The sequence below is a fragment of the Pseudomonas sp. MG-9 genome (assembly GCF_018729515.1).
GTDB lineage: Bacteria > Pseudomonadota > Gammaproteobacteria > Pseudomonadales > Pseudomonadaceae > Aquipseudomonas > Aquipseudomonas serboccidentalis.
On sequence record NZ_JAHHZH010000004.1, the window covers coordinates 514,295 to 538,647 of the forward strand.

Consider the following 24,353-nt stretch of genomic DNA (forward strand, 5'->3'; position numbering starts at 1 on the left):
ACCTGCGCACTGTTTGCCAGTCGTAGAATTCATGAGGGCCGCTTTGGCCCGCCGTTTCAGCTGTGCGTCGTGAAGTCGGCGTGCGGTCGTCATCAGGAGTCTTGTGCATGACGCGCACCGGAAAAATCTTCAGTTGGACCTTCGCCCTCCTCGTACTGCTGCTGGCGGTGCTGGTTCTGATCATCGTGTTCTTCGACTGGAACCGGATCAAACCGCCGCTCAATGCCAAAGTCTCGGAAGAACTGCATCGACCGTTCGCCATTAACGGCAACCTCGCGGTGATCTGGCAGCGCGAGCCGGACGAGGGTGGTTGGCGGGCCTGGGTGCCGTGGCCGCATGTGGTGGCTGAAGACCTGACGCTGGGCAATCCGGACTGGTCGAAGCAGCCGCAGATGGTCACCCTCAAGCGTGTGGAACTGCGCATCTCGCCGCTGGCGCTGCTGGCGCAACGGGTGACGATCCCGCGCATCGACCTGACTGAACCCAATGCGCAACTGCAACGCCTGGGCGATGGCCGCGCCAACTGGACCTTCAAGTTCGATCCGAAGGACCCGAACGCCGAACCGTCCAATTGGGTGGTGGACATCGGGGCGATTGGCTTCGACAAGGGCCACGTCACGCTGGACGACCAGACGCTCAAGACCAATCTGGACGTTCTGATCGATCCGCTGGGCAAGCCGATTCCGTTCAGCGAGATCGTCGGTGACAAAGCCGCGAAGACCGCCCAGGACAAAGGCGCTGCGCCGCAGGACTACGCATTCGCGCTGAAGGTCAAGGGCCAGTACCACGGTCAGAATCTTACCGGCCAGGGCAAGATCGGCGGGCTGCTGGCGTTGCAGGACGCGAACAAACCGTTCCCGCTGCAGGCCCAGGCGAAGATCGGTGCCACCAGCATCGAACTGGCCGGCACCTTGACCGACCCGCTCAACCTCGGCGCCCTCGATCTGCGTCTGAAACTGGCCGGCGCCAGCCTCGGCAACCTCTATCCGCTGACCGGCGTGACCCTGCCGGATACGCCGCCGTACGCCACCGACGGTCACTTGATTGCCAAGCTGCATGACGCTGGCGGTGCGAAATTCACCTATGAACAGTTCAACGGCAAGATCGGCAGCAGTGACATTCACGGTGATCTGACCTACGTCGCCAGCCAGCCACGGCCAAAACTCAGTGGCGCGCTGCTGTCCAATCAACTGCTGTTCGCCGACCTCGCGCCGCTGATCGGCGCCGACTCCAATGACAAGCAAAAGGCCCGCGGTGGCGAGAGCAAACAGCCGACGGACAAGGTGCTGCCGGTCGAAGAGTTCAAGACTGACCGCTGGCGCGCGATGGATGCCGACGTCGAGTTCACCGGCAAACGCATCGTGCACAGCGAAAAACTGCCGTTCACCGACCTCTATACCCACCTGAAACTCAACGACGGCGAACTCAGCCTCGAGCCACTGCGCTTCGGCGTGGCCGGCGGCAATCTCGATGCACAGATCCGCCTCGACGGCCGCACCGAACCGCTGGAAGGCCGGGCCAAACTGACCGCCCGAGGCTTCAAGCTCAAGCAGTTGTTCCCGACGTTCGAGCCGATGAAAACCAGCTTCGGTGAACTCAATGGCGATGCCGACATCAGCGGTCGTGGCAACTCGGTGGCCAAACTGCTCGGCGGGGCCAATGGCAATCTGAAGATGCTGATCAACGACGGTGCGATCAGCCGTGAGCTGATGGAACTGGCGGGGCTCAACGTCGGCAACTACGTGGTCGGCAAGATCTTTGGCGACAAGGAAGTGAAGATCAATTGCGCGGCGGCGGATTTCGACATCAAGACCGGTCTGGCGACCACGCGCCTGTTTGTCTTCGATACCGAGAACGCGATCATCTATATCGACGGCACGGCGAACATGGCCACCGAGCAACTGGATCTGACCGTGACCCCGGAGTCCAAGGGCTGGCGTCTGATCTCGCTGCGTTCGCCGTTGTACGTGCGCGGCAAATTCATCAAGCCGGACGCGGGCGTGAAGGCCGTGCCGCTGCTGCTGCGCGGGGCGGGAATGGTCGCGTTGGGCGTGATTGCTGCGCCGGCGGCAGGGCTGCTGGCGCTGGTGGCACCGAGTGGCGGTGAGCCGAATCAGTGTGCGCCGTTGTTGCAACAGATGAAGGCGGGCAAGGCGCCAGTGACCGTCAAACCAACCAAGTAAAGGCAAGAGCAAAAGATCGCAGCCTGCGGCAGCTCCTACAGAGGAATGCATTTTCCTGTAGGAGCTGCCGCAGGCTGCGATCTTTTTGCTTATGCGAAGACGGTCTTCGGTGGTTTACAGGTCTTTCAGAATGTCGGCCATATCATCGGCATGCTCTTCTTCCTGCGCCAGGATGTCTTCGAAGATGCGCCGGGTGGTCGGGTCTTTTTCGCCGATGTACTGAATGATCTCGCGGTAGCTGTCGATGGCGATCCGCTCTGCGACCAGGTCTTCGTAGACCATTTCCTTCAAGGTGTTCCCGGCCACGTATTGGGCGTGGGACATTTTCGACAGCAGGTCCGGGTTGAACTCCGGCTCGCCGCCCAGTTGCACGATGCGCTCGGCCAGACGGTCGGCGTGTTGCGCTTCCTGGGTCGCGTGTTCGAGGAATTCGTCGGCGGCGACATTGGCCTTCAGGCCGTTGGCCATGAAGTAGTGACGCTTGTAGCGCAGGACGCAGACCAGCTCGGTGGCCAACGATTCATTGAGCAAGCGCAGCACTTCCTCACGGTTGGCGCTGTAGCTCTCGGTTACCGCGCCGTTCTCGACGTGTTGCCGTGCGCGTGCGCGCAGGGTTTGTACATCAGACAAATGCAGGTCATCGCTCATTTCGATCTCCAGGAGGCTAATCCAATGGGCGCCACGCTCTACAGGCGTGATCGCGTACCCAAGTTGTGAGTCGTGCGCGATGCAAAAAGTTTTATCGGTTTTACGCGGGACCCGCTGTAGGCGCTGCCGAGGGCTGCGACCTTGGCGTGAGCCCGGACAACACGGCTTCCTCCTGCAACCAGGCAAAAAACGCCCGCACCGGCGGATGCCGCTCGCGCCCCGGCACACACAGCGCGCTGTAACCCGCGCCATCGACCTGCACCTGACCTTTGTAAGGCACCAGCAAGCCGCTGGCGACGCTTGCCGACACCAGAATATTGCTCGCCAGCACCAGGCCTTGGCCGGCAATCGCTGCCTGCAGGGCGTAATGCTCCTCGTCGTATTCGCGGATCGCCGGGTGCTGGTTCAGCCAGTGCTCGCCGGACCGGGCGCACCACGCTGCCCAGCCATGGGCGTAGAGCTTTGAGTTATGCCAGCGCACGCTGATCAGCGCCGGTGTGCGCCGGGCGGCCAGCGCCACCTGCTCCGGCGAGCCGTACACGCCGAACGATTCATCGAACAGGCACAAACCATAGAGATTGGGGTAGTCGTCGAGGCTGTAGCGCAACACCAGATCGACGCTGGCGTCCTGATGCAGGTCGATGACTTCGCAATGGGTGTCGAGCCGCACATTGATGTTCGGGTGTTGCGCATAAAACCGCCCGAGGCGCGGCACCAGCCACAGCGCGGCGAACGCGGCGGTGGTCGACAGCGTCAGGCTGCTGCCACTGCGTTGCGGACGCAGGGTGTCGACGCTTTGCGCCACCTCCAGCAGCGCGCCGTGCAGACTGCGAAACAGCCGCTCGCCACCCTCGGTCAGGCGCACCTGACGCGGCAAGCGCTCGAACAGGGCGACACCGAGCCAGTCTTCCAGCGCGCGAATCTGATGAGAGATCGCCGTGGGTGTGACCGACAGCTCTTCGGCGGCGGCCTTGAAACTCAGCAGGCGCGAGGCGGATTCGAAGGCGCGCAGGGCGGTCAGCGGCAGCGAGGCGAACATTGAGAACTCCATGGATGAAATAGATTCATCCCGACTGATTTTTGCTCATTTGAGGTGATGGCGCTCTGGCGGCAATGTGGCGCCACACACCCACTCAAGTCTAGTCTCAAGGAGTTTCAGATGAGCAAGATTCTTGCGATTCACGCCAGCCCACGCGGTGACCGTTCGCACTCACGACGTCTGGCGGAAAGTTTTCTCAGCGCCTGGCAAGTGCGTCACCCGCAGTCTCAAGTCACCCGCCGTGAAGTCGGACGGGCGCTGATTCCAGCGGTCAACGAGGCGTTCGTGGCGGCGGCGTTTTATCCGGAGCCCGAGGCCCGGCCGTTGTCGATGCAGGCCGATCTGGCGCTCAGCGATCAACTGGTCGGCGAGTTGTTCGATCACGACCTGCTGCTGATTTCCACGCCGATGTACAACTTCAGTGTGCCCAGCGGCCTCAAGGCCTGGGTCGATCAGATCGTGCGTCTGGGCCTGACGTTCGACCACACCCTGGACAACGGCGTGGCCCAGTACACGCCGCTGCTGCAAGGCAAGAAAGCACTGATCGTCACCAGCCGTGGCGGTTTCGGCTTCGGCCCCGGCGGTGAGCTGGAAGCACTGAACCACGCCGATCCGTGGCTGCGCACCGCGCTGGGGTTTGTCGGCATCAACGACGTCACCGTGGTCGCGGCCGAAGGTGAAGAATCGGCTGAACGCACATTCGCGGTGTCGGTGGCCGAGGCCGAGCAGCGTTTGCTCGACCTTGCCCGGGCGTTCTAGATGGCCTGGCTGTTCCTGTTGATCGCCGCCGGGTTCGAAGTGACGTTCGCCATGGGCATGAAATACGCCGAAGGTTTCACCCGCGTGTGGCCGTCGTTGATCACGGTGGTGGCGGCGATTGGCGGGATCTACTTCCTGACCCTGGCGATGCGCGAGTTGCCGGTAAGCATCGCCTATCCGATCTGGACCGCAATCGGCTCGCTGGGCACGGTATTTCTCGGCTTTGCCCTGCTCGGCGAGAGCCTGACCCTGATCAAACTGCTGTCGGTGGGACTGATTGTGGTGGGGGTGGTGGGCCTGAAGTAGGCTGGTCGTGGAGTTGTCATCATCGAGGAGGATGCTTGGCGGGCGTTTTGCACGTCTGGCATCCACTCGCGACCACAAGGATGTTTGCCCATGTCACAAGGTACGGCGACACGTTATCCACTGGTGCTGGTGCCGGGCATGCTCGGGTTTATCCGGCTGCTGCTGTACCCGTACTGGTACGGGATCATCAAGGCGTTGCGCCGCGGTGGTGCAACGGTGATCGCGGTGCAGGTCTCGCCGCTCAATTCCACCGAGGTGCGCGGCGAGCAGTTGCTGGCGCGCATCGACGAAATATTGCGTGAAACCGGCGCCGCCAGGGTCAATCTGTTTGGCCACAGCCAGGGTTCGTTGACCGCCCGTTATGCCGCCGCCAAAAGGCCGGATCTGGTCGCGTCGGTGACCTCGGTGGCCGGCCCCAATCACGGTTCGGAACTGGCCGACTATCTGCAAAAACACTACCCGGCGAACAGCGCGAAGGGCCGCCTGCTCAAGGCGCTGCTGCGTTTTGTCGGCTGGCTGATGGCGCTGCTGGAAACCGGTTACCACGGGCCGAAACTGCCGGTGGATATCCACGCCTCGCATCAATCGCTGACCAGTGAAGGCGTGGCGCTGTTCAATCAGCGATATCCACAAGGTCTGCCCGAAACCTGGGGCGGACACGGACCGAAAGAGGTCAACGGCGTGCGGTATTACTCGTGGTCGGGCACGTTGCAACCGGGCAAGACCGATCGTGGCGGCAATCTGTTTGACGGCACCAATCGCAGCTGCCGGTTGTTCGCGAAAACCTTCGTGCGCGAGCCGGGGCAGTGCGACGGAATGGTCGGGCGGTACAGCTCGCACCTGGGCACGGTGATTGGCGACGACTATCCGCTGGATCACTTCGACATCGTCAACCAGTCGCTGGGGCTGGTGGGCAAGGGCGCGGATCCGGTGCGGTTGTTTGTCGAGCATGCGGCGCGGCTCAAGGCTGCCGGCTTGTAAAAGCAAAGACAAGATCAAAAGATCGCAGCCTGCGGCAGCTCCTACATGGTTTCAGCGCTCATCCACGCGATCACCTGTAGGAGCTGCCGAAGGCTGCGATCCTTTCCATCAGGCAACGCAGACCTTGCGGCCCAACACAGTGGTCCAGCGCTCGGAAAGAATCACCCCGCCCAACGTCAACACCCCGCCGACCAGGTGATACATCGCCAACTCTTCCTTCAACACCACCGCCGCAATCAACGCGGTAATCAGCGGCAACAAGTTGAAGAACAGCGTCGTGCGGCTCGGCCCCAGACGCTGCACCGCTTGCATCCACGCCAGCGGCGCGAGCATCGATGCCAGCAGGCACGCATACAGCACCAACGGAATGTTCTGCACGGTCAGGCCGGTCTTCGGCGAAGCGGCATACAGCGGAAACAGCACCACAATCGCCACCAGCACCTGCAGGTACAGCAACACCAGCGGCGGCAGGCGCAGCTGCCATTTTTTCAGCAAGGTGCTGTAGATCGCGTAGGCCAGGGTGGCGATCAGCATCATCGCGTCACCCAGGTTCACCCCGTGTTGCAGCAAGGCGCCGAGGCTGCCGGACGACACCACCACCAGCACGCCGGCGAACGACAACACCGCGCCGAACAGCGCACCGGCGGTCAGGCGCTGGCCGAGGCTGATGATTGCCATGGCCAGCGACATCAGTGGCATCAGCGACAGAATGATGCCCATGTTGGTCGCGGTGGTCAGGGTCGCGGCGAAGTAGGCCAGGCTTTGATAGACCGCCATGCCGAGCACGCCGAGGACGAAGATCTTGCCCAGATTCGGGCGGATCTGCGGCCAGTGCGCAATCACCGCTTTGAGCATGAACGGCGTGAGCAGCAGGCCGGCCAGCAGCCAGCGGTAGAAACCGATCTCGGCGGGGAAGATCGCCCCGACCGCCAGTTTGTTGATCACGGTGTTGCCGGCCCAGATGAAAATCGCCAGCAGGGGAAACGCGTATTGCATGGGTTAAAACCAGAACGTTGATGAACGCTGATTATCCCCTGTCTGGATGCAGCCCTATACTGCGAATCGGACAACCTGCCTCTGCAACCGGACAGCATGAACAGTAAACACATCGATCTGCTGGATTTCAGCGAACTGCCGTCAGCGGTGTATTTCCGCTACGCCGATTTCAACGCCCATGAATACGCCGCGCCGCACCGGCATCCATGGGGCACGCTGGAGTACGCGGCCCACGGCGTGCTGCACATGGACGTCGACGGCAGCCGCTTCATGTCGCCGCCGCAATACGCGGTGTGGGTGCCGCCGCAGGTCGAGCACAGTTTCTACAGCCACCAGCCGGTCAACTATCGCGCGGTGTGCCTCGATCCCAAGGTCTGCGCCAATCTGCCGGCGCGCGCCTGCACGCTGGCGATCAGCGACATTCTCAAGGCGATTCTCAAGGACTTCGCTGCCCGTGATGTGAAAATCCCCGAGTTCGACGCCGATCAGCGTCTGGCCCGGGTGCTGGTCGATCAACTGCAACAGGCGCCGGTGCATGAATGCTATCTGCCGTACGCGCGCCATCCCGGTTTGCTGGCGATCCTCGACGCGCTGCAGGCCGATCCGGGGAGCAACCAGCCGCTGGCGCACTGGGCGGCGCAGGTGCATGTCAGCGAGCGCACGCTGGCCCGGCAGTTCGTGCGCGAACTGGGGATGAGTTTCGGCGAATGGCGTCAGCGCTTGCGCTATCTGGCAGCGATCGAGGCGCTGGAAAGTACCCGGAGTGTGCAGGAAATCGCCTTCGATCTGGGTTACAGCAGCGGCTCGGCCTTCATCGCCATGTTTGCCCGGCAGGCCGGATGTACACCGGAACAGTATCGGCGCAGCCATCTGGAAGGCAGGAAGGTGTAACAAGATTTGGCTACACTTCAACACAGGCCGCACCCATCGGTGCGGCGACAAGGAGAAAACTCCATGAAGATATTGCGTGTCCCTTTGTTGATGATCGGTCTGCTGCTGTGTTCCCAGGGTTTCGCCGCGACGGCGCAACAGAACAAAATGACGACCTGTAATGCCGACGCTACCGCCAAGAGCCTCAAGGGCGATGAGCGCAAGACTTTCATGAGCACCTGCCTCAAGGCAGCGCCGGCGGCCAACGACGCCAAGACCCTGACCCCGCAGCAGGAAAAAATGAAAACCTGCAACGCCGACGCGAAAACCAAAGCCCTGACCGGCGATGCGCGCAAGACGTTCATGAGTGATTGCCTGAAGAAAAAATAAGATCAAAAGATCGCAGCCTGCGGCAGCTCCTACAGGGGGATTTCGATACTGTAGGAGCTGCCGCAGGCTGCGATCTTTTCGGCGCGACGGGGATGCTGGGCATCTGCTCGCTTCGGCGCCGGATCGCTGGCAGACTGCCAATCCTTTTACGCCGTTCGTTTTGAGGCTGTATGCCAACGTTTTCTGAGCGTCATGTTGTGTTCTGGGTCAGTTGCATCATCATTTTCGGCGGTTTGTTGCTGGTGTTGCCGCTGCGTTTGTTGCCCAGTCTGCTGGCCGGTTTGCTGGTGTTCGAGTTGGTCAATATGCTCACCCCGCAACTGCAACGGCTGATCGAAGGCCGGCGTGCGCGCTGGCTGGCGGTGGCGCTGCTGGGCACGCTGGTGGTCAGTGCGCTGGCGCTGATCTTTGCCGGCGCCATCAGTTTCCTGCTGCACGAAGCGGAAAACCCGGGCGCCTCTCTCGACAAATTCATGGGCGTGGTCGATCGCGCGCGCGGGCAACTGCCGCCGTTTCTCGATGCCTACCTGCCTGCCAGCGCCGCCGAGTTCCGTGTTGCCATCGGTCAGTGGGCAAGCAAGCACCTGTCCGAACTGCAACTGGTGGGCAAGGACGCGGCGCACATGTTTGTCACCCTGCTGATCGGCATGGTCCTCGGCGCAATCATCGCCCTGCAGCGGATACCGGACGTGACCAAGCGCAAGCCGCTGGCCGCCGCACTGTTCGATCGCCTGCACCTGCTGGTCCAGGCCTTTCGTAACATCGTCTTCGCACAGATCAAGATTTCCCTGCTCAACACGATCTTCACCGGGATCTTCCTCGCGGTGATCCTGCCGATGTTCGGCATCAAGCTGCCGTTGACCAAGACCCTGATCGTCCTGACCTTCCTGCTCGGCCTGCTGCCGGTGATCGGCAACCTGATGTCGAACACGCTGATCACCATCGTCGGCCTGTCGCTGTCGATCTGGGTGGCCGTCGCGGCGCTGGGTTATCTGATTTTCATCCACAAGCTCGAATACTTCCTCAACGCGCGCATTGTCGGCGGGCAGATCAGTGCCAAGTCGTGGGAGTTGCTGCTGGCGATGCTGGTGTTCGAAGCCGCGTTCGGCCTGCCGGGGGTGGTGGCAGGGCCGATTTATTACGCGTATCTGAAGAGTGAGTTGAAGCTCGGAGGAATGGTTTAACAGCAGCTTCGAGTTGCAAGCTTCAAGCTACAAGTAAAAGCAGAAGCGAGAGCCGCAGTGGCTTTTGCTTTTGCTCTTACTTGCCGCTTGCAGCTGCCGTTAAACGCCATAGCGTTTACGGGCTTCAATCGCCAGGCCGCTGCCAATGCTGCCAAAGATGTTGCCTTCGACATGTCGCGCGTTCGGCAGCATTGCCGAGACGCTATTGCGCAGCGCCGGGATGCCGCTTGAGCCGCCGGTGAAGAACACGGTATCGACCTGACCCACCGACACGTTGGCATCGTTCAACAGCTGTGTGACGCTGCCGCGCACACGCTCAAGCAAAGCGTCGATGGACGATTCGAACAGGGCGCGGCTCAGTTCCACGCTCAGGCCTGGTTCGATCCGGTCCAGCGGCACGTGGCGGTTGTCGGTGTGGGTCAACTGGATCTTGGTTTCTTCCACTTCCATCGCCAGCCAGTGCCCGGCGCGCTGTTCGATCAGCTTGAACAGGCGGTCGATGCCGCCAGTGTCCTCGATGTCGTAGCGCATGCTGCCCAGCGCCAGGGTCGACTTCTGCGAGTACACCGAGTTGATGGTGTGCCAGGTCGCCAGGTTCATGTGGTGGCTGGTCGGCATATAGGCGCCGCTCTTCATGCGGCTGCCGTAGCCGAACAGCGGCATCAGGCCTTGCAGGCTCAGCTGTTTGTCGAAATCGGTACCGCCGATGTGCACGCCGCCGGTGGCGAGGATGTCGTCGTGGCGGTTGTCCATGCCGCGACGCTCAGGCGACAGGCGTACCAGCGAGAAGTCGGACGTACCACCGCCGATGTCGACGATCAGTACCAGCTCTTCCTTTTCAATGGTCGACTCGTAGTCGAACGCTGCAGCAATCGGTTCGTACTGGAACGACACGTCCTTGAAGCCGAGCTTGCGCGCCACTTCCACCAGGGTGTCTTCGGCTTCCTGGTCGGCCAGTGGATCGTCATCGACGAAGAACACCGGACGGCCCAGTACCACTTGCTCGAATTCCCGACCGGCGGCCGTTTCGGCGCGGCTCTTCAGTTGGCCGATGAACAGCCCCAGCAAGTCCTTGAACGGCATCGCGGTGCCGAGGACGCTGGTGTCGTGCTTGATCAGCTTGGAACCGAGCAGGCTCTTGAGCGAGCGCATCAGCCGGCCTTCGTAGCCCTCCAGGTACTCGTGCAGCGCCAGGCGACCGTAAACCGGGCGGCGCTCCTCGATGTTGAAGAAGACCACCGACGGCAGGGTGATCTTGTCGTCTTCCAGCGCGATCATCGTTTCCATGCCGGGGCGCAGCCAGCCGACGGTGGAGTTGGAGGTGCCGAAGTCGATACCGCAGGCACGGGCTGGAGAGGCGTTGTTCATGTCTTTCGGGTTCCGGTCAAAAAACGGCCGCGCAGTGTATGTCAGTGCGCGACAGATTCGAAGGCCGGTCATCTGCTATTTCACGACTAAGCTTCTTGAAAGTCGCAGCTTCGCCCCAAACTTGCTGGCATGGGCCGGCAGACATACCGGCGGTCGCAAGAACCGTCGCCCACTGCCGATAAACTTCTGTTGCGCCACCCGGTCACAAACTTGAGATCGGTCAACCCGGCACGCGCGAATGAGCGCATGCTGGGCTCGGCGCGAAATCGATAACGGATGGTGATTCCTTCGATGGACTTCAAAGACTATTACAAGATACTCGGCGTGGAGCCGACAGCGGACGACAAGGCGATCAAGGCGGCCTATCGCAAGCTGGCGCGCAAATACCACCCCGATGTCAGCAAGGAAAAAGACGCCGAGGCCAAGTTCAAGGACGCCTCGGAAGCCTATGAAGCGCTGAAAAGCGCCGACAAGCGCGCCGAATACGACGAACTGCGCCGCTACGGTCAGCACGGTCAGCCGTTCCAGGGCCCACCGGGCTGGCAGAGCCGTGGCGGTTTTGGCGGCGGCGGTGGCGACACCGGCGACTTCTCGGACTTCTTCAGTTCGATCTTCGGCAATCGCGGCCCCGGATTCGGTGGCGGCGAAGGTCGGCAACAACGCAGTGCAGGGCGCCGAGGGCAAGACGTGGAAATGGAACTGCCGATCTTCCTTGAGGAGACGCTGTCGGACGAGTCGAAAAAAGTCAGCTTCCAGGTGCCGCAATACAACGCCAACGGCCAGCACGTCAGCAACACCAGCAAGAGCCTGAACGTGAAGATCCCGGCGGGCGTGACCGACGGCGAACGCATCCGCCTCAAAGGGCAGGGCGCGCCGGGCATCGGCGGTGGGGCCAATGGCGATCTGTACCTGACCATTCGCTTTGCGCCGCACCCGAAATTCGATGTCGAAGGCGAAAACCTGATCATCACCCTGCCGCTGGCGCCATGGGAACTGGCGCTGGGTGCCGAGGTGGCTGTGCCGACCCTGACCGGCAAGATCAACCTCAAGGTGCCCGCAGGCAGCCAGAACGGCCAGCGCATGCGTGCCAAGGGTCATGGTCTGAAAAACAAGGCCGGTGAGCGGGGTTATCTGTTTGTACAGCTCAAGGCCGTGATGCCGAAAACCTCGGACGACGAGGTCAAGGCGCTGTGGCAGGAACTGGCGAAGAAAGCCGCCTTCAATCCGCGAGAGAACTTCTGAACCCGACGACGGAGTAGCCCATCATGAGCAGCCCCCTGATCGTTCATCTGGACATGGCAGAATTCTGTGAGGCGGCCGATCTGTCGGACGTCTACGTGATCGAAATCGTCGAGCACGGCATCCTCGAACCTCAGGGCGCGCAGCCCCGGGAATGGCGTTTCACCGACTACGAGCTGAGTCTGGCCAAGCGCGCCGCCAAGTTGCGGCGCGACCTTGAGCTTGAGTGGGAGGGCGTCGCGCTGGCGCTGAATCTGCTGGAGGAAGTGCAGGAGCTGCGGGCCGAGAACCGCATGCTGCGCCAGCGCTTGGGGCGGTTGGTGGTCGAGTAGTCTGTCTGATGTTTCTCGGTTGATTGGTCGGGCCTCTTCGCGAGCAGGCTCGCTCCCACAGTTGATCGCGGTCTTCTGTGGAGCGAGCTTGCTCGCGAAGAACGATTACGCGGTAAGCCTGCTTAAACCTTTCTCGGCAACACCACGCTGAACAGCGTCCCGTCAGCCTCGTTCGAGCTGACTTCGATGGTGCCGCCATGGGCACTCACCACTTCCTTGACGATAAACAACCCCAACCCGAGGCTGGTCGATGGCTGCCCGAGCTCCTCGTCGGCGCTGCGCACCAACGGGTCGAAGATCGTTCCGAGCGCCTCTTCGGGAATCGGTGTGCCGTGGTTGTGCACCGACAGGCAGACGTTTTCGCCCTGAGCACTGATATTGAGGGTGACATCGCGCTTGTTGGCTCCATGCTGCAAGGCATTACCGATCAGGTTCTGCAGTAACTGGTCGATTCGGCCGGCATCCCAGGTACCGCGCGTGTCGCCGTTCACATTGAGCCTCGGATCGCACTCCGGATTGCCGGCGCACGCCTCGGCAATCGCCGCCCGTGCGGCATCGGCCATGTCCATTGGCACCGGCTCGATCGGCAAGGATCGACCCAGACGACCGCGCACCAGCTCCAGCAAGTCGCTGACCATCGCCGCCATGTGCCGAGCGCCACGCTTGATGTGCAGGGCACAGGTCAGGGCATCGCCCTCCAGGCTGGATTTGCGCAACAGCAGTTCAGTGGACATGCTCACTGCCTGCAAGGGCGCGCGCAGGTCATGACCGAGGATGGCGAGGAAGATGTCCCGCGAGTGATTGACCTGTTCGGCGTAGGCGGCGGTCGATTCGGCCAGCGCTTCGTCGATGGCTTCGTTGAAGCGGATCATGTCCTGAAAATAGGCCATGTCCGGGGCTTTGAGGCTGTCGACCCACAGGCGGATCACGCAGGCACGCAGATGACGGAACTCGGAGGTCATCTGCACCAGGTCAAAACCCACGGTGTGGCGCAGCTCGCCATGACTGGCGCCAGCCTCGTCCAGGCTCGGGGTCTTTTCCGGGCCTTCACCCTTGGCTTTGGCGGCCTGTTCGGCAGGGCTCTGCGGCTTGCTCATGTCGCGGGCCGCGGCCCGCAGGATGGCGCTGGCGTGATCGCGCAGGGCCGTGGAATCCAGGTAGTCGGCGGCCGGCGTGATGGTCGCGGCGAACTGTTCCCACTCATCGACGATAGGCTCGATATTGGCCAGGATGAACTCGGATAGACGCATGGGCAGTTCCTGAAAAGAGGTGGAGCGAATCGAATAGTAGTCCCTTTGGCGAGAAATACACGACCGTTTGCGCGGTGGTTTCACACCCGCACGAAAAAGGCCCCGAGACTGTGCGCAAGGCACGGCCCCGGGGCCTTTCTACCGCGTGTCGGCTGCGTCAGAACAGGAAATAACGCTGGGCCATTGGCAGGGTTTCCGCCGGCTCACACCACAGCAGCACGCCGTCGGCCTTGACCTGATAGGTCTGCGGGTCGACGTCGATGTTCGGCAGATAGTCGTTGTGGATCAGGTCGGTTTTCTGCACCTCGCGGCAGCCTTTGACCACAGCGATTTTCTTCTTCAGACCCAGGGCTTCGGGCAGTCCGGCCTCTTGGGCCGCCTGGCTGATGAAGGTCAGACTGGTGGCGTGCAGCGAGCCGCCGTAGCTGGCGAACATCGGGCGGTAGTGCACCGGTTGCGGGGTTGGAATCGACGCGTTGGCGTCGCCCATCAGGCTGGCAGCGATCGCACCGCCCTTGAGGATCAGCGTCGGTTTCACGCCGAAAAACGCCGGACGCCACAGCACCAGATCCGCCCATTTGCCGACTTCCACCGATCCCACTTCATGGCTGATGCCATGGGTGATCGCCGGGTTGATCGTGTACTTGGCGATGTAGCGTTTGGCGCGGAAGTTGTCGTTGCCTTCGCCGTCCTGAGGCAGCGGGCCGCGCTGTTTTTTCATTTTGTCAGCAGTCTGCCAGGTGCGTGTGATGACTTCGCCGACACGGCCCATGGCCTGGCTGTCGGAGCTGATCATCGAGAACGCGCCGAGGTCGTGAAGGATGTCTTCGGCAGCAATCGTCTCGCGGCGGATGCGGCTCTCGGCGAACGCCACGTCTTCGGCGATGCTCGGGTCGAGGTGGTGGCAGACCATCAGCATGTCGAGGTGTTCGTCGATGGTGTTGCGGGTGAACGGCCGGGTCGGGTTGGTCGAACTCGGCAGCACGTTGGCGAAACCGCAGGCCTTGATGATGTCCGGCGCGTGGCCGCCACCGGCACCCTCGGTGTGGTAGGTGTGGATGGTGCGGCCCTTGAAGGCGCCAAGGGTGGTTTCGACGAAACCCGATTCGTTGAGGGTGTCGGTGTGGATCGCCACCTGCACATCGTACTGGTCGGCGACGCTCAGGCAGTTGTCGATGCTTGCCGGGGTGGTGCCCCAGTCTTCGTGCAACTTGAGGCCGATGGCGCCGGCCTTGACCTGCTCGATCAACGGCTCCGGCAGGCTGGCGTTGCCCTTGCCGGTGAGGCCGATGTTCATCGGGAACGCATCGGCGGCCTGGAGCATGCGCGCCAGGTGCCACGGCCCGGAGGTGCAGGTGGTGGCGTTGGTGCCGGTGGCAGGTCCGGTGCCACCGCCGATCATGGTGGTGACGCCGCTCATCAGCGCTTCTTCGATCTGCTGCGGGCAGATGAAGTGGATGTGGGTGTCGATGCCGCCAGCGGTGAGGATCATGCCTTCACCGGCGATCACTTCGGTGCTGGCGCCGATGGCGATGGTAATGTTGGGCTGCACGTCCGGGTTGCCGGCCTTGCCGATCGCGGCGATGCGCCCGTCCTTGAGGCCGACGTCCGCTTTGACGATGCCCCAGTGGTCGATGATCAGCGCGTTGGTGATCAAGGTGTCGACCACTTCGGCCGCGAGCAACTGACTCTGGCCCTGGCCGTCGCGGATCACTTTGCCGCCACCGAACTTCACTTCTTCGCCGTAGGTGGTGAAGTCTTTTTCGACTTCGATCCACAGTTCGGTGTCCGCCAGGCGCACCTTGTCGCCGACGGTGGGGCCGAACATGTCGGCGTAGGCGTTTCTGGAAATCTTCATGTGCTTGCCTTGGGATTCAATTGGATTTGAGACCGCTCGCATAGCTCGCTTTCGCAGCCTCGCTGCGCTCGACAGCTCCTACAGTCAGTGCTCGGCTCGAGACCGCAGAGCATTTGTAGGAGCTGCCGAAGGCTGCGATCTTTTTGGGTTCGCACCGATCTCAGTCGAGATCACCCATCACCCGCCCGGCAAAACCGAACACCCGGCGAAGCCCGGCGTACTCCACCAGTTCGACCTCGCGGCTTTGCCCCGGCTCGAAGCGCACGGCGGTCCCGGCCGGGATGTTCAGGCGCATGCCTCGGCTGGCGGCGCGATCAAAGGTCAGCGCATCGTTGGTTTCGAAAAAGTGATAGTGCGAGCCGACCTGGATCGGCCGGTCACCGCTGTTGGCGACTTTCAGGCTGACGGTGCGGCGGCCGACATTCAGTTCGATGTCGCCGGGCTGGATCAGGTACTGGCCGGGAATCATGGCCGGGCTCCTTGCAGAATCTTGTAATAGAGGGCGGTCGGTCGATAGGTGCCGTGCGGGTCGCAGGCGTAGTCGGGGATTTCGCCGGCTCGGGTGTAACCCAAGGCTTTGTAGAAATCTTCGGCGGGGGAGCCGGCTTCGGTGTCGAGGTAGAGCATGCCGCGCTTGTGCTGACGGGCTTCGAGTTCCAGCGCATTCATCAATTGCTGACCGAGGCCGCGCCGGCGCGCCTGCTCACGCACCAGCAGTTTCTGCACTTCGGCGCGATTGAGGCCGTTGGCCTTCTGACACAGGCCCAACTGCACACTGGCCTGCACCTCTTCGTCCTTGACCACCACCCAGAGCAACACGCTGCCCTTGTTCACTTGTTGCTGCACATCATCGAAATAGGCGCGGGCCTGTGCGGCATCGAGGTCGGCCATGAAGCCGACACTGGCGCCATAGCCCACGGCGTCGAGCAGCAGATCAATCAGGCCCTGACGATAGTGCGCAAAACTTTCCGCATTGACGCGTCGCAGTTGAGCGGGGTTCATCGCGTGTCACTCCTTGTTGGCCACCGGCGGCTGTGCGCCAGGATTGAGGGTCAGTTGCATGAACGTCAGGTCGAGCCAGCGGCCGAACTTGGTGCCGACTTGCGGCATCTGCCCGGTGATGCTGAAACCGACGCGTTCGTGCAGACGAATGGAAGCGGCGTTGCCACTTTCAATGGCGGCGACCATCACGTGTTTGTCACAGGCTTTCGCCCGTTCGATCAGCGAGCTCATCAATTGCGGGCCGAGACCGTTGCCGCGCTGGTCGCTGCGCACGTAGACAGAATGCTCGACGGTGTGGCGGAAACCGTCGAACGGCCGCCAGTCACCGAATGAAGCGTAGCCGAGCACCGCATTGTCGCCGTCGACAATCACCAGAATCGGGTAAGCCTGGGCCTGGCGCGCACTGAACCAGGCCTGGCGGTTACCGAGGTCGACCGCCGACTCGTTCCAGATCGCTGTGGTGTTGAGCACCGCGTCGTTGTAGATGTCGCGGATCGCCGGCAGGTCGGCGTGCAGGGCATCGCGAATGGTGTAAGTCATGGCGCGGCCTCAGACGATCGGTTGGTGGACGGTGACCAGTTTGGTGCCGTCGGGGAACGTCGCTTCGACCTGGATCTCCGGGATCATTTCCGGGATGCCTTCCATCACTTGCTCGCGGCTCAGCAGGGTGGTGCCGAAGTGCATCAGCTCGGCCACGGTCTGGCCATCCCGGGCACCTTCAAGCAGCGCGGCGGAAATGTAGGCCATGGCTTCCGGGTAATTGAGCTTCACACCGCGCGCCAGGCGCCGCTCGGCGACGAGGCCGGCGGTGAAGATCAGTAACTTGTCTTTTTCGCGTGGGGTCAGGTCCATTTGTTTTTCAAATCTCGGCAGAAGAAAGTTAAGTCGTACACCCTGTAGGAGCTGCCGCAGGCTGCGATCTTTTGATGTTGATATCCAGAAGCAAGATCAAAAGATCGCAGCCTGCGGCAGCTCCTACAGGGGATTACAGGGAGATTGCATTTCAGGTGCTCCAGATTCTTGGCGGCTGGGCCTCGCGGCCGAGCAGCGCCGGGCGCAACAGGCGCCACAGGTCGATCAGCCAGGCGCGGGCCAGCAGTGCCTCGCTCGCCAGGCAGCGGGCAACCAGCAACCCCGGCAACTGCGTCAGATCCCCACGCACTTCATGGCTCAGCGAGCGACAACGTTCCAGCAGCTCGGCATCGATTTCACCGGTGACCAACAGCGTCGCAAACACCGGGTTGCCATCCAGGCCGATGGGCGAATCGAGCAACCCGTCATTGCCGCCGATGCGCTGGCGCTCGTGCCAGAGCAAGTGGCCGTCGCGGCGAATATCCAGATGCGCCTGGAAATGCCCAAGGTCGAAGCGTTCGCCACTGGCCGGACGCCCCAGCGCCACCACGTCCCAGTAGAACAGTCGCGCGTCACCCTCAAGCTCGATCGAGGTCGTGAGTTCCGCCTGGGCGGCGCTGTAGACGATGGTTTCCTGTGGCAGCCATTCCAGCGTCGCGCCGGCGGCTACTTTCAGGTCGAGTTGCTGATACGCCGGCCCCGTCGCGCGATACCACTTGGCCGCGCCGGGGCTGGTGATCTGCGCCCAGGCGTGCGCTTCGACGCGGGCGCTGATGTTCAGCCGGTCACCGCCGGCGATCCCGCCCGGTGGGTGGACGATGATGTGCTGGCAGACCTCGGGGCCTTCGGCGTACAGGTGCTTTTGCACCCGCAGCGGGCCGAGGTGCCGGCGTTGAACCGGGCGCGTGCAGTCGCCGAAGCGGGCGTAGGCCAGCTCCAGCTCGGCGTGCCAGCTCGGGGTAAACAGGGCAGTGGGAAGCGCTAGATTCATGGTGTGTAATTATCGTTAGGAAGCTACAGATTAAATCGTTACCAGACCTCGTACACCTTCGGCCTCCATATTTTCCCCGCGACCCTGCTGCACGATCTCGCCCCGGGACATCACCAGGTACTGATCGGCCAGCTCCGCAGCGAAATCGTAGAACTGCTCCACCAGCAAAATCGCCATGTCGCCACGGGCCGCGAGTGTCTTGATCACCGCGCCGATCTCCTTGATCACCGACGGTTGAATGCCTTCGGTGGGTTCGTCGAGGATCAGCAAACGCGGGCGGCTGGCCAGTGCGCGACCGATCGCCAGTTGCTGTTGCTGGCCGCCGGAGAGGTCGCCACCGCGGCGCTGCTTCATTTGTAGCAGCACCGGGAACAGTTCGTAGATGAAACCTGGGACTTCTTTCGCTTCGCTGCCGGGAAACCGTGACAAACCCATCAGCAGATTTTCTTCCACGGTCAGCCGGCCGAAGATTTCTCGACCCTGTGGCACATAGGCGATGCCGGCGTGTACGCGCTGGTGCGGCTTGAGCGTGGTGATCGCTTTGCCCTCCCAGTTCACCGCGCCTTCCTTGGCCGGCAACAGGCCCATCAGGCATTTGAGCAGGGTGGTCTTGCCCACACCGTTGCGCCCGAGCAGGCAGGTGACTTCGCCGACCTTAACGTCAAAGCTCAGGCCACGCAGGATGTGGCTACCGCCGTAGTACTGGTGCAGCTTGTCGACTTGAAGCATTTCCAAAATCTCCTCAAATCCCCTGTAGGAGCTGCCGAAGGCTGCGATCTTTTGATGTTGTTTTTGAAGAGCAAGATCAAAAGATCGCAGCCTGCGGCAGCTCCTACAGGGGATGGATCATCAGCGGCCGAGGTAGACCTCGATCACCCGCTCGTTTTCCTGCACCTGCTCCAGTGAGCCTTCCGCCAGCACGCTACCCTGATGCAACACGGTGACGTGGTCGGCAATCGAGCCGACAAAGCCCATGTCGTGCTCCACCACCATCAGCGAATGCTTGCCGGCCAGCGACTTGAACAGCTCGGCGGTGAATTCGGTTTCGGCGTCGGTCATGCCCGCCACCGGTTCGTCGAGCAGCAACAGTTGCGGGTCCTGCATCAGCAGCATGCCGATCTCCAGAAACTGCTTCTGGCCGTGGGACAGCAAGCTCGCCGCGCGATTGACCGAGGTGGTCAGGCGAATGGTCTCCAGCACTTCGCTGATGCGATCGCGCTGCTCGCCGCTCAAACGCGCACGCAGACTGGCCCACACCGACTTGTCGGTCTTCTGCGCCAGCTCAAGGTTTTCAAACACGCTCAACGCTTCGAGCACCGTCGGCTTCTGGAACTTGCGCCCGATCCCGGCCTGGGCGATCTGCACTTCGCTCATCTGCGTCAGGTCCAGGGTTTCGCCGAACCACGCCTTGCCGTGGCTGGGGCGGGTCTTGCCGGTGATCACGTCCATCAGCGTGGTCTTGCCCGCGCCGTTGGGGCCGATGATGCAGCGCAATTCGCCGACGCCGATGTACAGGTTCAGATTGTTCAGGGCGCGGAAGCCGTCGAAGCTGACGCTGATGTCTTCCAGAGTCAGGATCGTGCCGTGGCGGGTGTCGAGGCCCGGACCGACCCGCTGGCCGAGGCCTATCGAGTCGCGGCTGGTGCCTTCATCCTTGTTCGGTTCGACGGGAAAGAACGCCGGTTCCAGCATGAATTCGGCAGTCGCTGTCACTCTCATTGCTCACCTCGTTTTTTCAGCAGACCGATCACACCCTTGGGCAGGTACAACGTCACGACGATGAACAGCGCGCCGAGGAAGAACAGCCAGTATTCGGGGAAGGCCACGGTGAACCAGCTCTTCATGCCGTTGACCACACCGGCGCCGAGCAACGGGCCGATCAACGTCCCGCGTCCGCCGAGGGCGACCCAGACCGCCGCTTCGATGGAGTTGGTCGGCGACATTTCGCTGGGATTGATGATCCCCACCTGCGGCACGTACAAGGCACCGGCCAGGCCGCACAACACGGCGCTCAGCACCCAGACGAACAGCTTGAAACCGCGCGGGTCGTAGCCGCAGAACATCAGCCGGTTTTCTGCATCGCGCAGCGCGGTCAGCACCCGGCCGAACTTGCTCCGCGCCAGGCGCCAGCCGATGAACAGGCTGGTCACCAGCAACAACACCGTGGCCAGAAACAGCACCGCGCGGGTGCCCGGCTCGGTAATGCCGAAACCGAGAATCGTGCGGAAATTGGTGAAGCCGTTGTTGCCGCCGAACCCGGTCTCGTTGCGGAAAAACAGGAGCATGCCGGCGAAGGTCAGGGCCTGGGTCATGATCGAGAAATACACGCCCTTGATCCGCGAGCGGAAGGCGAAGAAGCCGAACACCAGCGCCAGCAGACCCGGTGCCAACACCACCAGACACATCGACCAGATAAAGCTGCTGGTGCCGCTCCAGTACCACGGCAATTCGGTCCACGACAGAAAGGTCATGAACGCTGGCAAGCCATCGCCGGCCGCCTGCCGCATCAAGTACATGCCCATCGCATAACCGCCGAGGGCGAAGAACAGACCATGGCCCAGCGATAGCAGTCCGGCGTATCCCCAGACCAGATCCAGCGCCAGCGCGACGATGGCGTAGCAGAGGATTTTGCCGACCAGCGTCAGGGTGTAGGCCGAAACGTGCAACGCGCTGTCCGGTGACAACAGCGACAGCAGCGGCAGGGCGATCAGCAGCGCGAGAATGACCGCACCGACCGCCAGCGTGGCTTTCGGCCCGGCCTTTTGTGTGGCTGTGACTAACAGAGGCTGGTTCATCAGTCGATCACCCGTCCTTTCAGTGCGAAGAGGCCTTGCGGACGTTTCTGGATAAACAGAATGATCAACGCGAGGATCAGGATCTTGCCGAGCACCGCACCGATCTGCGGCTCGAGAATCTTGTTGGCGATGCCCAGGCCGAACGCCGCCAGTACGCTGCCCGCCAGTTGCCCGACGCCGCCGAGCACCACCACCAGGAACGAATCAATGATGTAGCTCTGGCCCAGGTCCGGGCCGACGTTGCCGATCTGGCTCAGCGCCACACCACCGAGGCCGGCGATGCCCGAACCGAGGCCGAAGGCGAGCATGTCGACGCGCCCGGTCGGCACGCCACAGCAGGCGGCCATGTTGCGGTTCTGGGTGACCGCGCGCACGTTGAGGCCCAGTCGGGTCTTGTTCAGCAGCAGCCAGGTCAGCACCACCACGAACAAGGCGAAGGCGATGATCACGATGCGGTTGTACGGCAGCACCAGATTCGGCAGCACTTGAATGCCGCCGGACAGCCACGCCGGATTCGCCACTTCAACGTTCTGCGCGCCGAACAGCAGACGCACCAGCTGGATCAGCATCAGGCTGATGCCCCAGGTGGCGAGCAGGGTTTCCAGCGGTCGGCCATAGAGATGACGAATCACCGTGCGTTCCAGTGCCATGCCGATTGCCGCCGTGACAAAGAACGCCACCGGCAGCGCGATCAGCGGATAAAACTCGATGGCTTGCGGGGCGTAGCGCTGGAACATCAACTGCACGACGTAGGTCGAGTAGGCGCCGAGCATCAGCATCTCGCCGTGGGCCATGTTGATCACCCCGAGCAGGCCGAAGGTGATCGCCAGACCGAGTGCCGCGAGCAGCAGGATCGAACCGAGGGACATGCCGCTGAACGCCTGACCGAGCACTTCGCCGATCAGCAGTTTGCGTTTGACTTGAGCGAGGCTGGTTTCGGCGGCCGTGCGCACACCCGCATCGGTTTCGACACCCGGTTCGAGCAAGCCTTCGAGGCGGGTGCGGGCTAGTGGGTCGCCGGTTTCACCGAGCAGGCGCACGGCGGCCAGACGCACCGCCGGGTCGGCGTCCACCAGTTGCAGATTGGCCAGGGCCAGGCTCAGGGCGTCGTGAACGCCGGGATCTTTTTCGCCAGCCAGTTGCTGGTCGAGGAATTTCAGCTGCGCGGGTTTCGCGCTTTTCTGCAATTGCTGCGCGGCGGCCAGACGGGTTTTGGCGTCGGCGGCGAGCAATTGGTGGCTGGCCAGCGCGGTGTCGATCAGACCCCGCAGGCGGTTGTTCAGGCGCAGGGTTTTGGCTTGGCCATCGATGGTCAATTCGCCTTGCTGCAGCGCATTGATCAACTCGACACGCGCCGGATCGGGCTGCGCGGCCCAGGCTTCCAGCAGTTTGGCTTGTTGCACGGGGTTGGCGGCGACGAAGTCTTCGGCGTCGCTGGCAAAGGCCATCATTGGCAACAGCAGTGCGATGGCACAGATAAAGCGGTAGAAAGCAGTGGGCATAGTCAGTCGCCTTGACGCGGACATTGTGGGAGCGAGCCTTGTGGCGAGGGGGCTTGCCCCCGTTCGGCTGCGAAGCAGCCGTAAAACCGGAGCACGCGGTGAACTTGAAACACCGCAAATACCGGTCTTGGGGCCGCTCCGCGACCCAACGGGGGCAAGCCCCCTCACCACAAATGTTCATCCCGCAGGGAATCGGATGTCGGGTCGCAAAATCTCATCCGCCCGACACCCAATAGCTCAGTTGCTCTTCACCGCATAATCCGGCTTCTTGTCGTTGCCATCGATAAACGGACTCCATGGCTGTGCGCGGATCGGCCCTTCGGTCTGCCACACCACGTTGAACTGACCGTCGCTCTGGATCTCGCCGATCATCACCGGCTTGTGCAGGTGGTGGTTGGTCTTGTCCATGGTCAGGGTGTACCCCGACGGCGCGGCGAAGGTCTGGCCGGCCAGCGCTTCACGCACTTTGTCGACGTCGGTGGACTTGGCTTTCTCGACCGCCTGCGCCCACATGTGGATGCCGACGTAGGTGGCTTCCATCGGGTCGTTGGTCACCGCTTTGTCGGCGCCCGGCAGATTGTGTTTCTTGGCGTAGGCCTTCCAGTCCGCGACGAACTTCTTGTTCACCGGGTTCTCCACCGACTCGAAGTAGTTCCACGCCGCGAGGTTGCCCACCAGCGGCTTGGTGTCGATGCCGCGCAGTTCTTCTTCACCCACCGAGAACGCCACCACCGGTACATCGGTGGCCTTCAGGCCTTGGTTGGCCAGTTCTTTGTAGAACGGCACGTTGGAGTCGCCGTTGACGGTGGAGATGACGGCGGTCTTGCCGCCGGCGGAGAATTTCTTGATGTTGGCGACGATGGTTTGATAGTCGCTGTGACCGAACGGGGTGTAGACCTCTTCGATGTCCTTGTCGGCCACGCCTTTGGAGTGCAGGAACGAGCGCAGGATCTTGTTGGTGGTGCGCGGGTAGACGTAGTCGGTGCCGAGCAGGAAGAAGCGCTTGGCGCTACCGCCTTCTTCGCTCATCAAATATTCAACCGCCGGGATCGCTTGCTGGTTGGGTGCGGCGCCGGTGTAGAACACGTTCGGCGACATTTCTTCGCCTTCGTATTGCACCGGGTAGAACAGCAGGCCGTTGAGCTCTTCGAACACCGGCAACACCGATTTACGCGACACCGAGGTCCAGCAACCGAACACCACCGCGACCTTGTCCTGGGTCAGCAACTGCCGGCCCTTTTCGGCGAACAGCGGCCAGTTCGACGCCGGGTCGACCACCACCGGTTCGAGCATCTTGCCGTTTACCCCACCCTTGGCGTTGATCTCGTCGATGGTCATCAGCGCCATGTCTTTGAGCGACGTTTCGGAGATCGCCATGGTTCCGGACAACGAATGCAGAATCCCGACCTTGATGGTCTCTGCCGCCTGGACAGTCCAGGTCATGCCCATCGCGGCAATGCTTGCCGTGAGTGTGAAAGCCTTGATCAAACTGCGACGCTTCATTGTGCGATCTCCATGAACGTTAAAATTTTTTATGGTTGGCAGATGCGGACGACTGAAGGTGTGTTTTGCAAGGGCTGTGCCCGGTCGGGATTAGGCAGGGAAATGTCGGGTTAGAGCGGCTGTGCGTTGGTGGGGTGCACCATGAAGGGACGAGTCGCGTGTGACGGTGCGCTCGAATGCGCCAGATTAGGGCGCACTCTGATCCTGTAGGAGCTGCCGAAGGCTGCGATCCTTTGATCTTGCTTTTGATCATGAAAAATCAAAGTCAAAAGATCGCAGCCAGCGGCAGCTCCTACAGTTTTTGG

General features: G+C 61.9%; 25 protein-coding genes. 9 read left to right on the forward strand and 16 right to left on the reverse strand.

Annotated features, from left to right (window positions below):
- Nucleotides 1–107: 107 nt before the first annotated feature.
- A complete protein-coding gene (locus tag KKQ10_RS13175; protein WP_127649044.1) occupies nt 108–2,183 on the forward strand; it encodes an AsmA family protein in 2,076 nt (691 codons plus the stop codon).
- 114 nt (nt 2,184–2,297) lie between these two features.
- On the opposite strand, the gene KKQ10_RS13180 is transcribed toward KKQ10_RS13175, so the two are convergent.
- Nucleotides 2,298–2,831: a ferritin-like domain-containing protein gene (locus tag KKQ10_RS13180; protein ID WP_025111814.1), complete on the reverse strand. Its 534-nt coding sequence runs from the start codon at nt 2,829–2,831 to the stop codon at nt 2,298–2,300.
- A gap of 100 nt (nt 2,832–2,931) precedes the next feature.
- On the reverse strand, nt 2,932–3,882 hold the full coding sequence (locus tag KKQ10_RS13185) for a LysR substrate-binding domain-containing protein (RefSeq protein ID WP_215501336.1): 951 nt from the start codon (nt 3,880–3,882) through the stop codon (nt 2,932–2,934).
- A gap of 108 nt (nt 3,883–3,990) precedes the next feature.
- Between KKQ10_RS13185 and KKQ10_RS13190 the strand changes: the two genes are divergently transcribed.
- The 3 genes from KKQ10_RS13190 to KKQ10_RS13200 all read left to right on the forward strand — a co-directional run bounded on the left by KKQ10_RS13190 (nt 3,991) and on the right by KKQ10_RS13200 (nt 5,916).
- Nucleotides 3,991–4,629 carry an FMN-dependent NADH-azoreductase gene (locus KKQ10_RS13190; protein WP_215501337.1) on the forward strand — a complete coding sequence of 213 codons (639 nt, stop codon included), beginning with the start codon at nt 3,991–3,993 and terminating at the stop codon, nt 4,627–4,629.
- Nucleotides 4,630–4,935, forward strand: a complete 306-nt coding sequence (locus KKQ10_RS13195; protein ID WP_127649047.1) for a DMT family transporter — start codon at nt 4,630–4,632, stop codon at nt 4,933–4,935.
- A gap of 90 nt (nt 4,936–5,025) precedes the next feature.
- The gene (locus KKQ10_RS13200) at nt 5,026–5,916 is read left to right on the forward strand and encodes an esterase/lipase family protein (RefSeq protein ID WP_215501338.1); all 891 of its coding nucleotides are present in this window, start codon (nt 5,026–5,028) and stop codon (nt 5,914–5,916) included.
- Nucleotides 5,917–6,024: 108 nt separating this feature from the next.
- Here KKQ10_RS13200 and KKQ10_RS13205 read toward each other — a convergent pair whose 3' ends face one another.
- Nucleotides 6,025–6,912, reverse strand: coding sequence for a DMT family transporter (locus KKQ10_RS13205; RefSeq protein ID WP_215501339.1), 888 nt, complete (start codon nt 6,910–6,912; stop codon nt 6,025–6,027).
- 96 nt (nt 6,913–7,008) lie between these two features.
- Between KKQ10_RS13205 and KKQ10_RS13210 the strand changes: the two genes are divergently transcribed.
- The 3 genes from KKQ10_RS13210 (at nt 7,009) to KKQ10_RS13220 (ending at nt 9,356) form a co-directional block, all read left to right on the forward strand.
- Nucleotides 7,009–7,803, forward strand: a complete 795-nt coding sequence (locus tag KKQ10_RS13210; protein WP_215501340.1) for an AraC family transcriptional regulator — start codon at nt 7,009–7,011, stop codon at nt 7,801–7,803.
- 63 nt (nt 7,804–7,866) lie between these two features.
- On the forward strand, nt 7,867–8,172 hold the full coding sequence (locus tag KKQ10_RS13215; RefSeq protein ID WP_215501341.1) for a PsiF family protein: 306 nt from the start codon (nt 7,867–7,869) through the stop codon (nt 8,170–8,172).
- A 170-nt stretch (nt 8,173–8,342) separates the two neighbouring features.
- A complete protein-coding gene (locus tag KKQ10_RS13220; RefSeq protein ID WP_115985434.1) occupies nt 8,343–9,356 on the forward strand; it encodes an AI-2E family transporter in 1,014 nt (337 codons plus the stop codon).
- 99 nt (nt 9,357–9,455) lie between these two features.
- Here the strand turns inward: KKQ10_RS13220 and KKQ10_RS13225 are convergent, their stop codons facing one another.
- Nucleotides 9,456–10,724: an Hsp70 family protein gene (locus KKQ10_RS13225; RefSeq protein WP_215501342.1), complete on the reverse strand. Its 1,269-nt coding sequence runs from the start codon at nt 10,722–10,724 to the stop codon at nt 9,456–9,458.
- Nucleotides 10,725–11,015: 291 nt separating this feature from the next.
- Here KKQ10_RS13225 and KKQ10_RS13230 point away from each other — a divergent pair, with 291 nt between their 5' ends.
- The gene (locus tag KKQ10_RS13230; RefSeq protein WP_127649052.1) at nt 11,016–11,966 is read left to right on the forward strand and encodes a DnaJ C-terminal domain-containing protein; all 951 of its coding nucleotides are present in this window, start codon (nt 11,016–11,018) and stop codon (nt 11,964–11,966) included.
- Nucleotides 11,967–11,989: 23 nt separating this feature from the next.
- Entirely contained in the window at nt 11,990–12,295 is a 306-nt protein-coding gene (locus tag KKQ10_RS13235; protein ID WP_127649053.1) for a chaperone modulator CbpM, read from the forward strand.
- Between the two features lie 122 nt (nt 12,296–12,417).
- Here KKQ10_RS13235 and KKQ10_RS13240 read toward each other — a convergent pair whose 3' ends face one another.
- The 12 genes from KKQ10_RS13240 to urtA all read right to left on the reverse strand — a co-directional run bounded on the left by KKQ10_RS13240 (nt 12,418) and on the right by urtA (nt 24,048).
- Nucleotides 12,418–13,545, reverse strand: coding sequence for a sensor histidine kinase (locus KKQ10_RS13240; protein WP_215501343.1), 1,128 nt, complete (start codon nt 13,543–13,545; stop codon nt 12,418–12,420).
- 157 nt (nt 13,546–13,702) lie between these two features.
- Nucleotides 13,703–15,403 (reverse strand): urease subunit alpha, encoded by a 1,701-nt coding sequence (gene ureC / locus KKQ10_RS13245; protein WP_215501344.1) that lies wholly within the window; start codon nt 15,401–15,403, stop codon nt 13,703–13,705.
- Between the two features lie 160 nt (nt 15,404–15,563).
- Nucleotides 15,564–15,872, reverse strand: a complete 309-nt coding sequence (locus KKQ10_RS13250) for an urease subunit beta (RefSeq protein WP_127649058.1) — start codon at nt 15,870–15,872, stop codon at nt 15,564–15,566.
- A complete protein-coding gene (locus tag KKQ10_RS13255; RefSeq protein WP_127649060.1) occupies nt 15,869–16,405 on the reverse strand; it encodes a GNAT family N-acetyltransferase in 537 nt (178 codons plus the stop codon). Before KKQ10_RS13255 ends, KKQ10_RS13250 begins: the two co-directional genes overlap by 4 nt.
- Nucleotides 16,406–16,411: 6 nt before the next feature.
- Nucleotides 16,412–16,945, reverse strand: a complete 534-nt coding sequence (locus KKQ10_RS13260; protein WP_215501345.1) for a GNAT family N-acetyltransferase — start codon at nt 16,943–16,945, stop codon at nt 16,412–16,414.
- A gap of 9 nt (nt 16,946–16,954) precedes the next feature.
- Complete coding sequence (gene ureA, locus KKQ10_RS13265) at nt 16,955–17,257, reverse strand: urease subunit gamma (RefSeq protein ID WP_007915951.1); 303 nt, start codon at nt 17,255–17,257, stop codon at nt 16,955–16,957.
- 151 nt (nt 17,258–17,408) lie between these two features.
- Nucleotides 17,409–18,248, reverse strand: a complete 840-nt coding sequence (locus KKQ10_RS13270) for an urease accessory protein UreD (protein WP_215501346.1) — start codon at nt 18,246–18,248, stop codon at nt 17,409–17,411.
- A 30-nt stretch (nt 18,249–18,278) separates the two neighbouring features.
- Nucleotides 18,279–18,977 (reverse strand): urea ABC transporter ATP-binding subunit UrtE, encoded by a 699-nt coding sequence (gene urtE, locus KKQ10_RS13275; RefSeq protein ID WP_127649064.1) that lies wholly within the window; start codon nt 18,975–18,977, stop codon nt 18,279–18,281.
- A gap of 120 nt (nt 18,978–19,097) precedes the next feature.
- Nucleotides 19,098–19,967, reverse strand: coding sequence for an urea ABC transporter ATP-binding protein UrtD (urtD, locus tag KKQ10_RS13280; RefSeq protein WP_502941596.1), 870 nt, complete (start codon nt 19,965–19,967; stop codon nt 19,098–19,100).
- Nucleotides 19,964–21,043: an urea ABC transporter permease subunit UrtC gene (urtC, locus tag KKQ10_RS13285; RefSeq protein ID WP_215501347.1), complete on the reverse strand. Its 1,080-nt coding sequence runs from the start codon at nt 21,041–21,043 to the stop codon at nt 19,964–19,966. Before urtC ends, urtD begins: the two co-directional genes overlap by 4 nt.
- Nucleotides 21,043–22,545 carry an urea ABC transporter permease subunit UrtB gene (urtB, locus tag KKQ10_RS13290; protein ID WP_127649069.1) on the reverse strand — a complete coding sequence of 501 codons (1,503 nt, stop codon included), beginning with the start codon at nt 22,543–22,545 and terminating at the stop codon, nt 21,043–21,045. Before urtB ends, urtC begins: the two co-directional genes overlap by 1 nt.
- 237 nt (nt 22,546–22,782) lie before the next feature.
- A complete protein-coding gene (urtA, locus tag KKQ10_RS13295) occupies nt 22,783–24,048 on the reverse strand; it encodes an urea ABC transporter substrate-binding protein (protein ID WP_047600601.1) in 1,266 nt (421 codons plus the stop codon).
- Between the last annotated feature and the right edge of the window lie 305 nt (nt 24,049–24,353).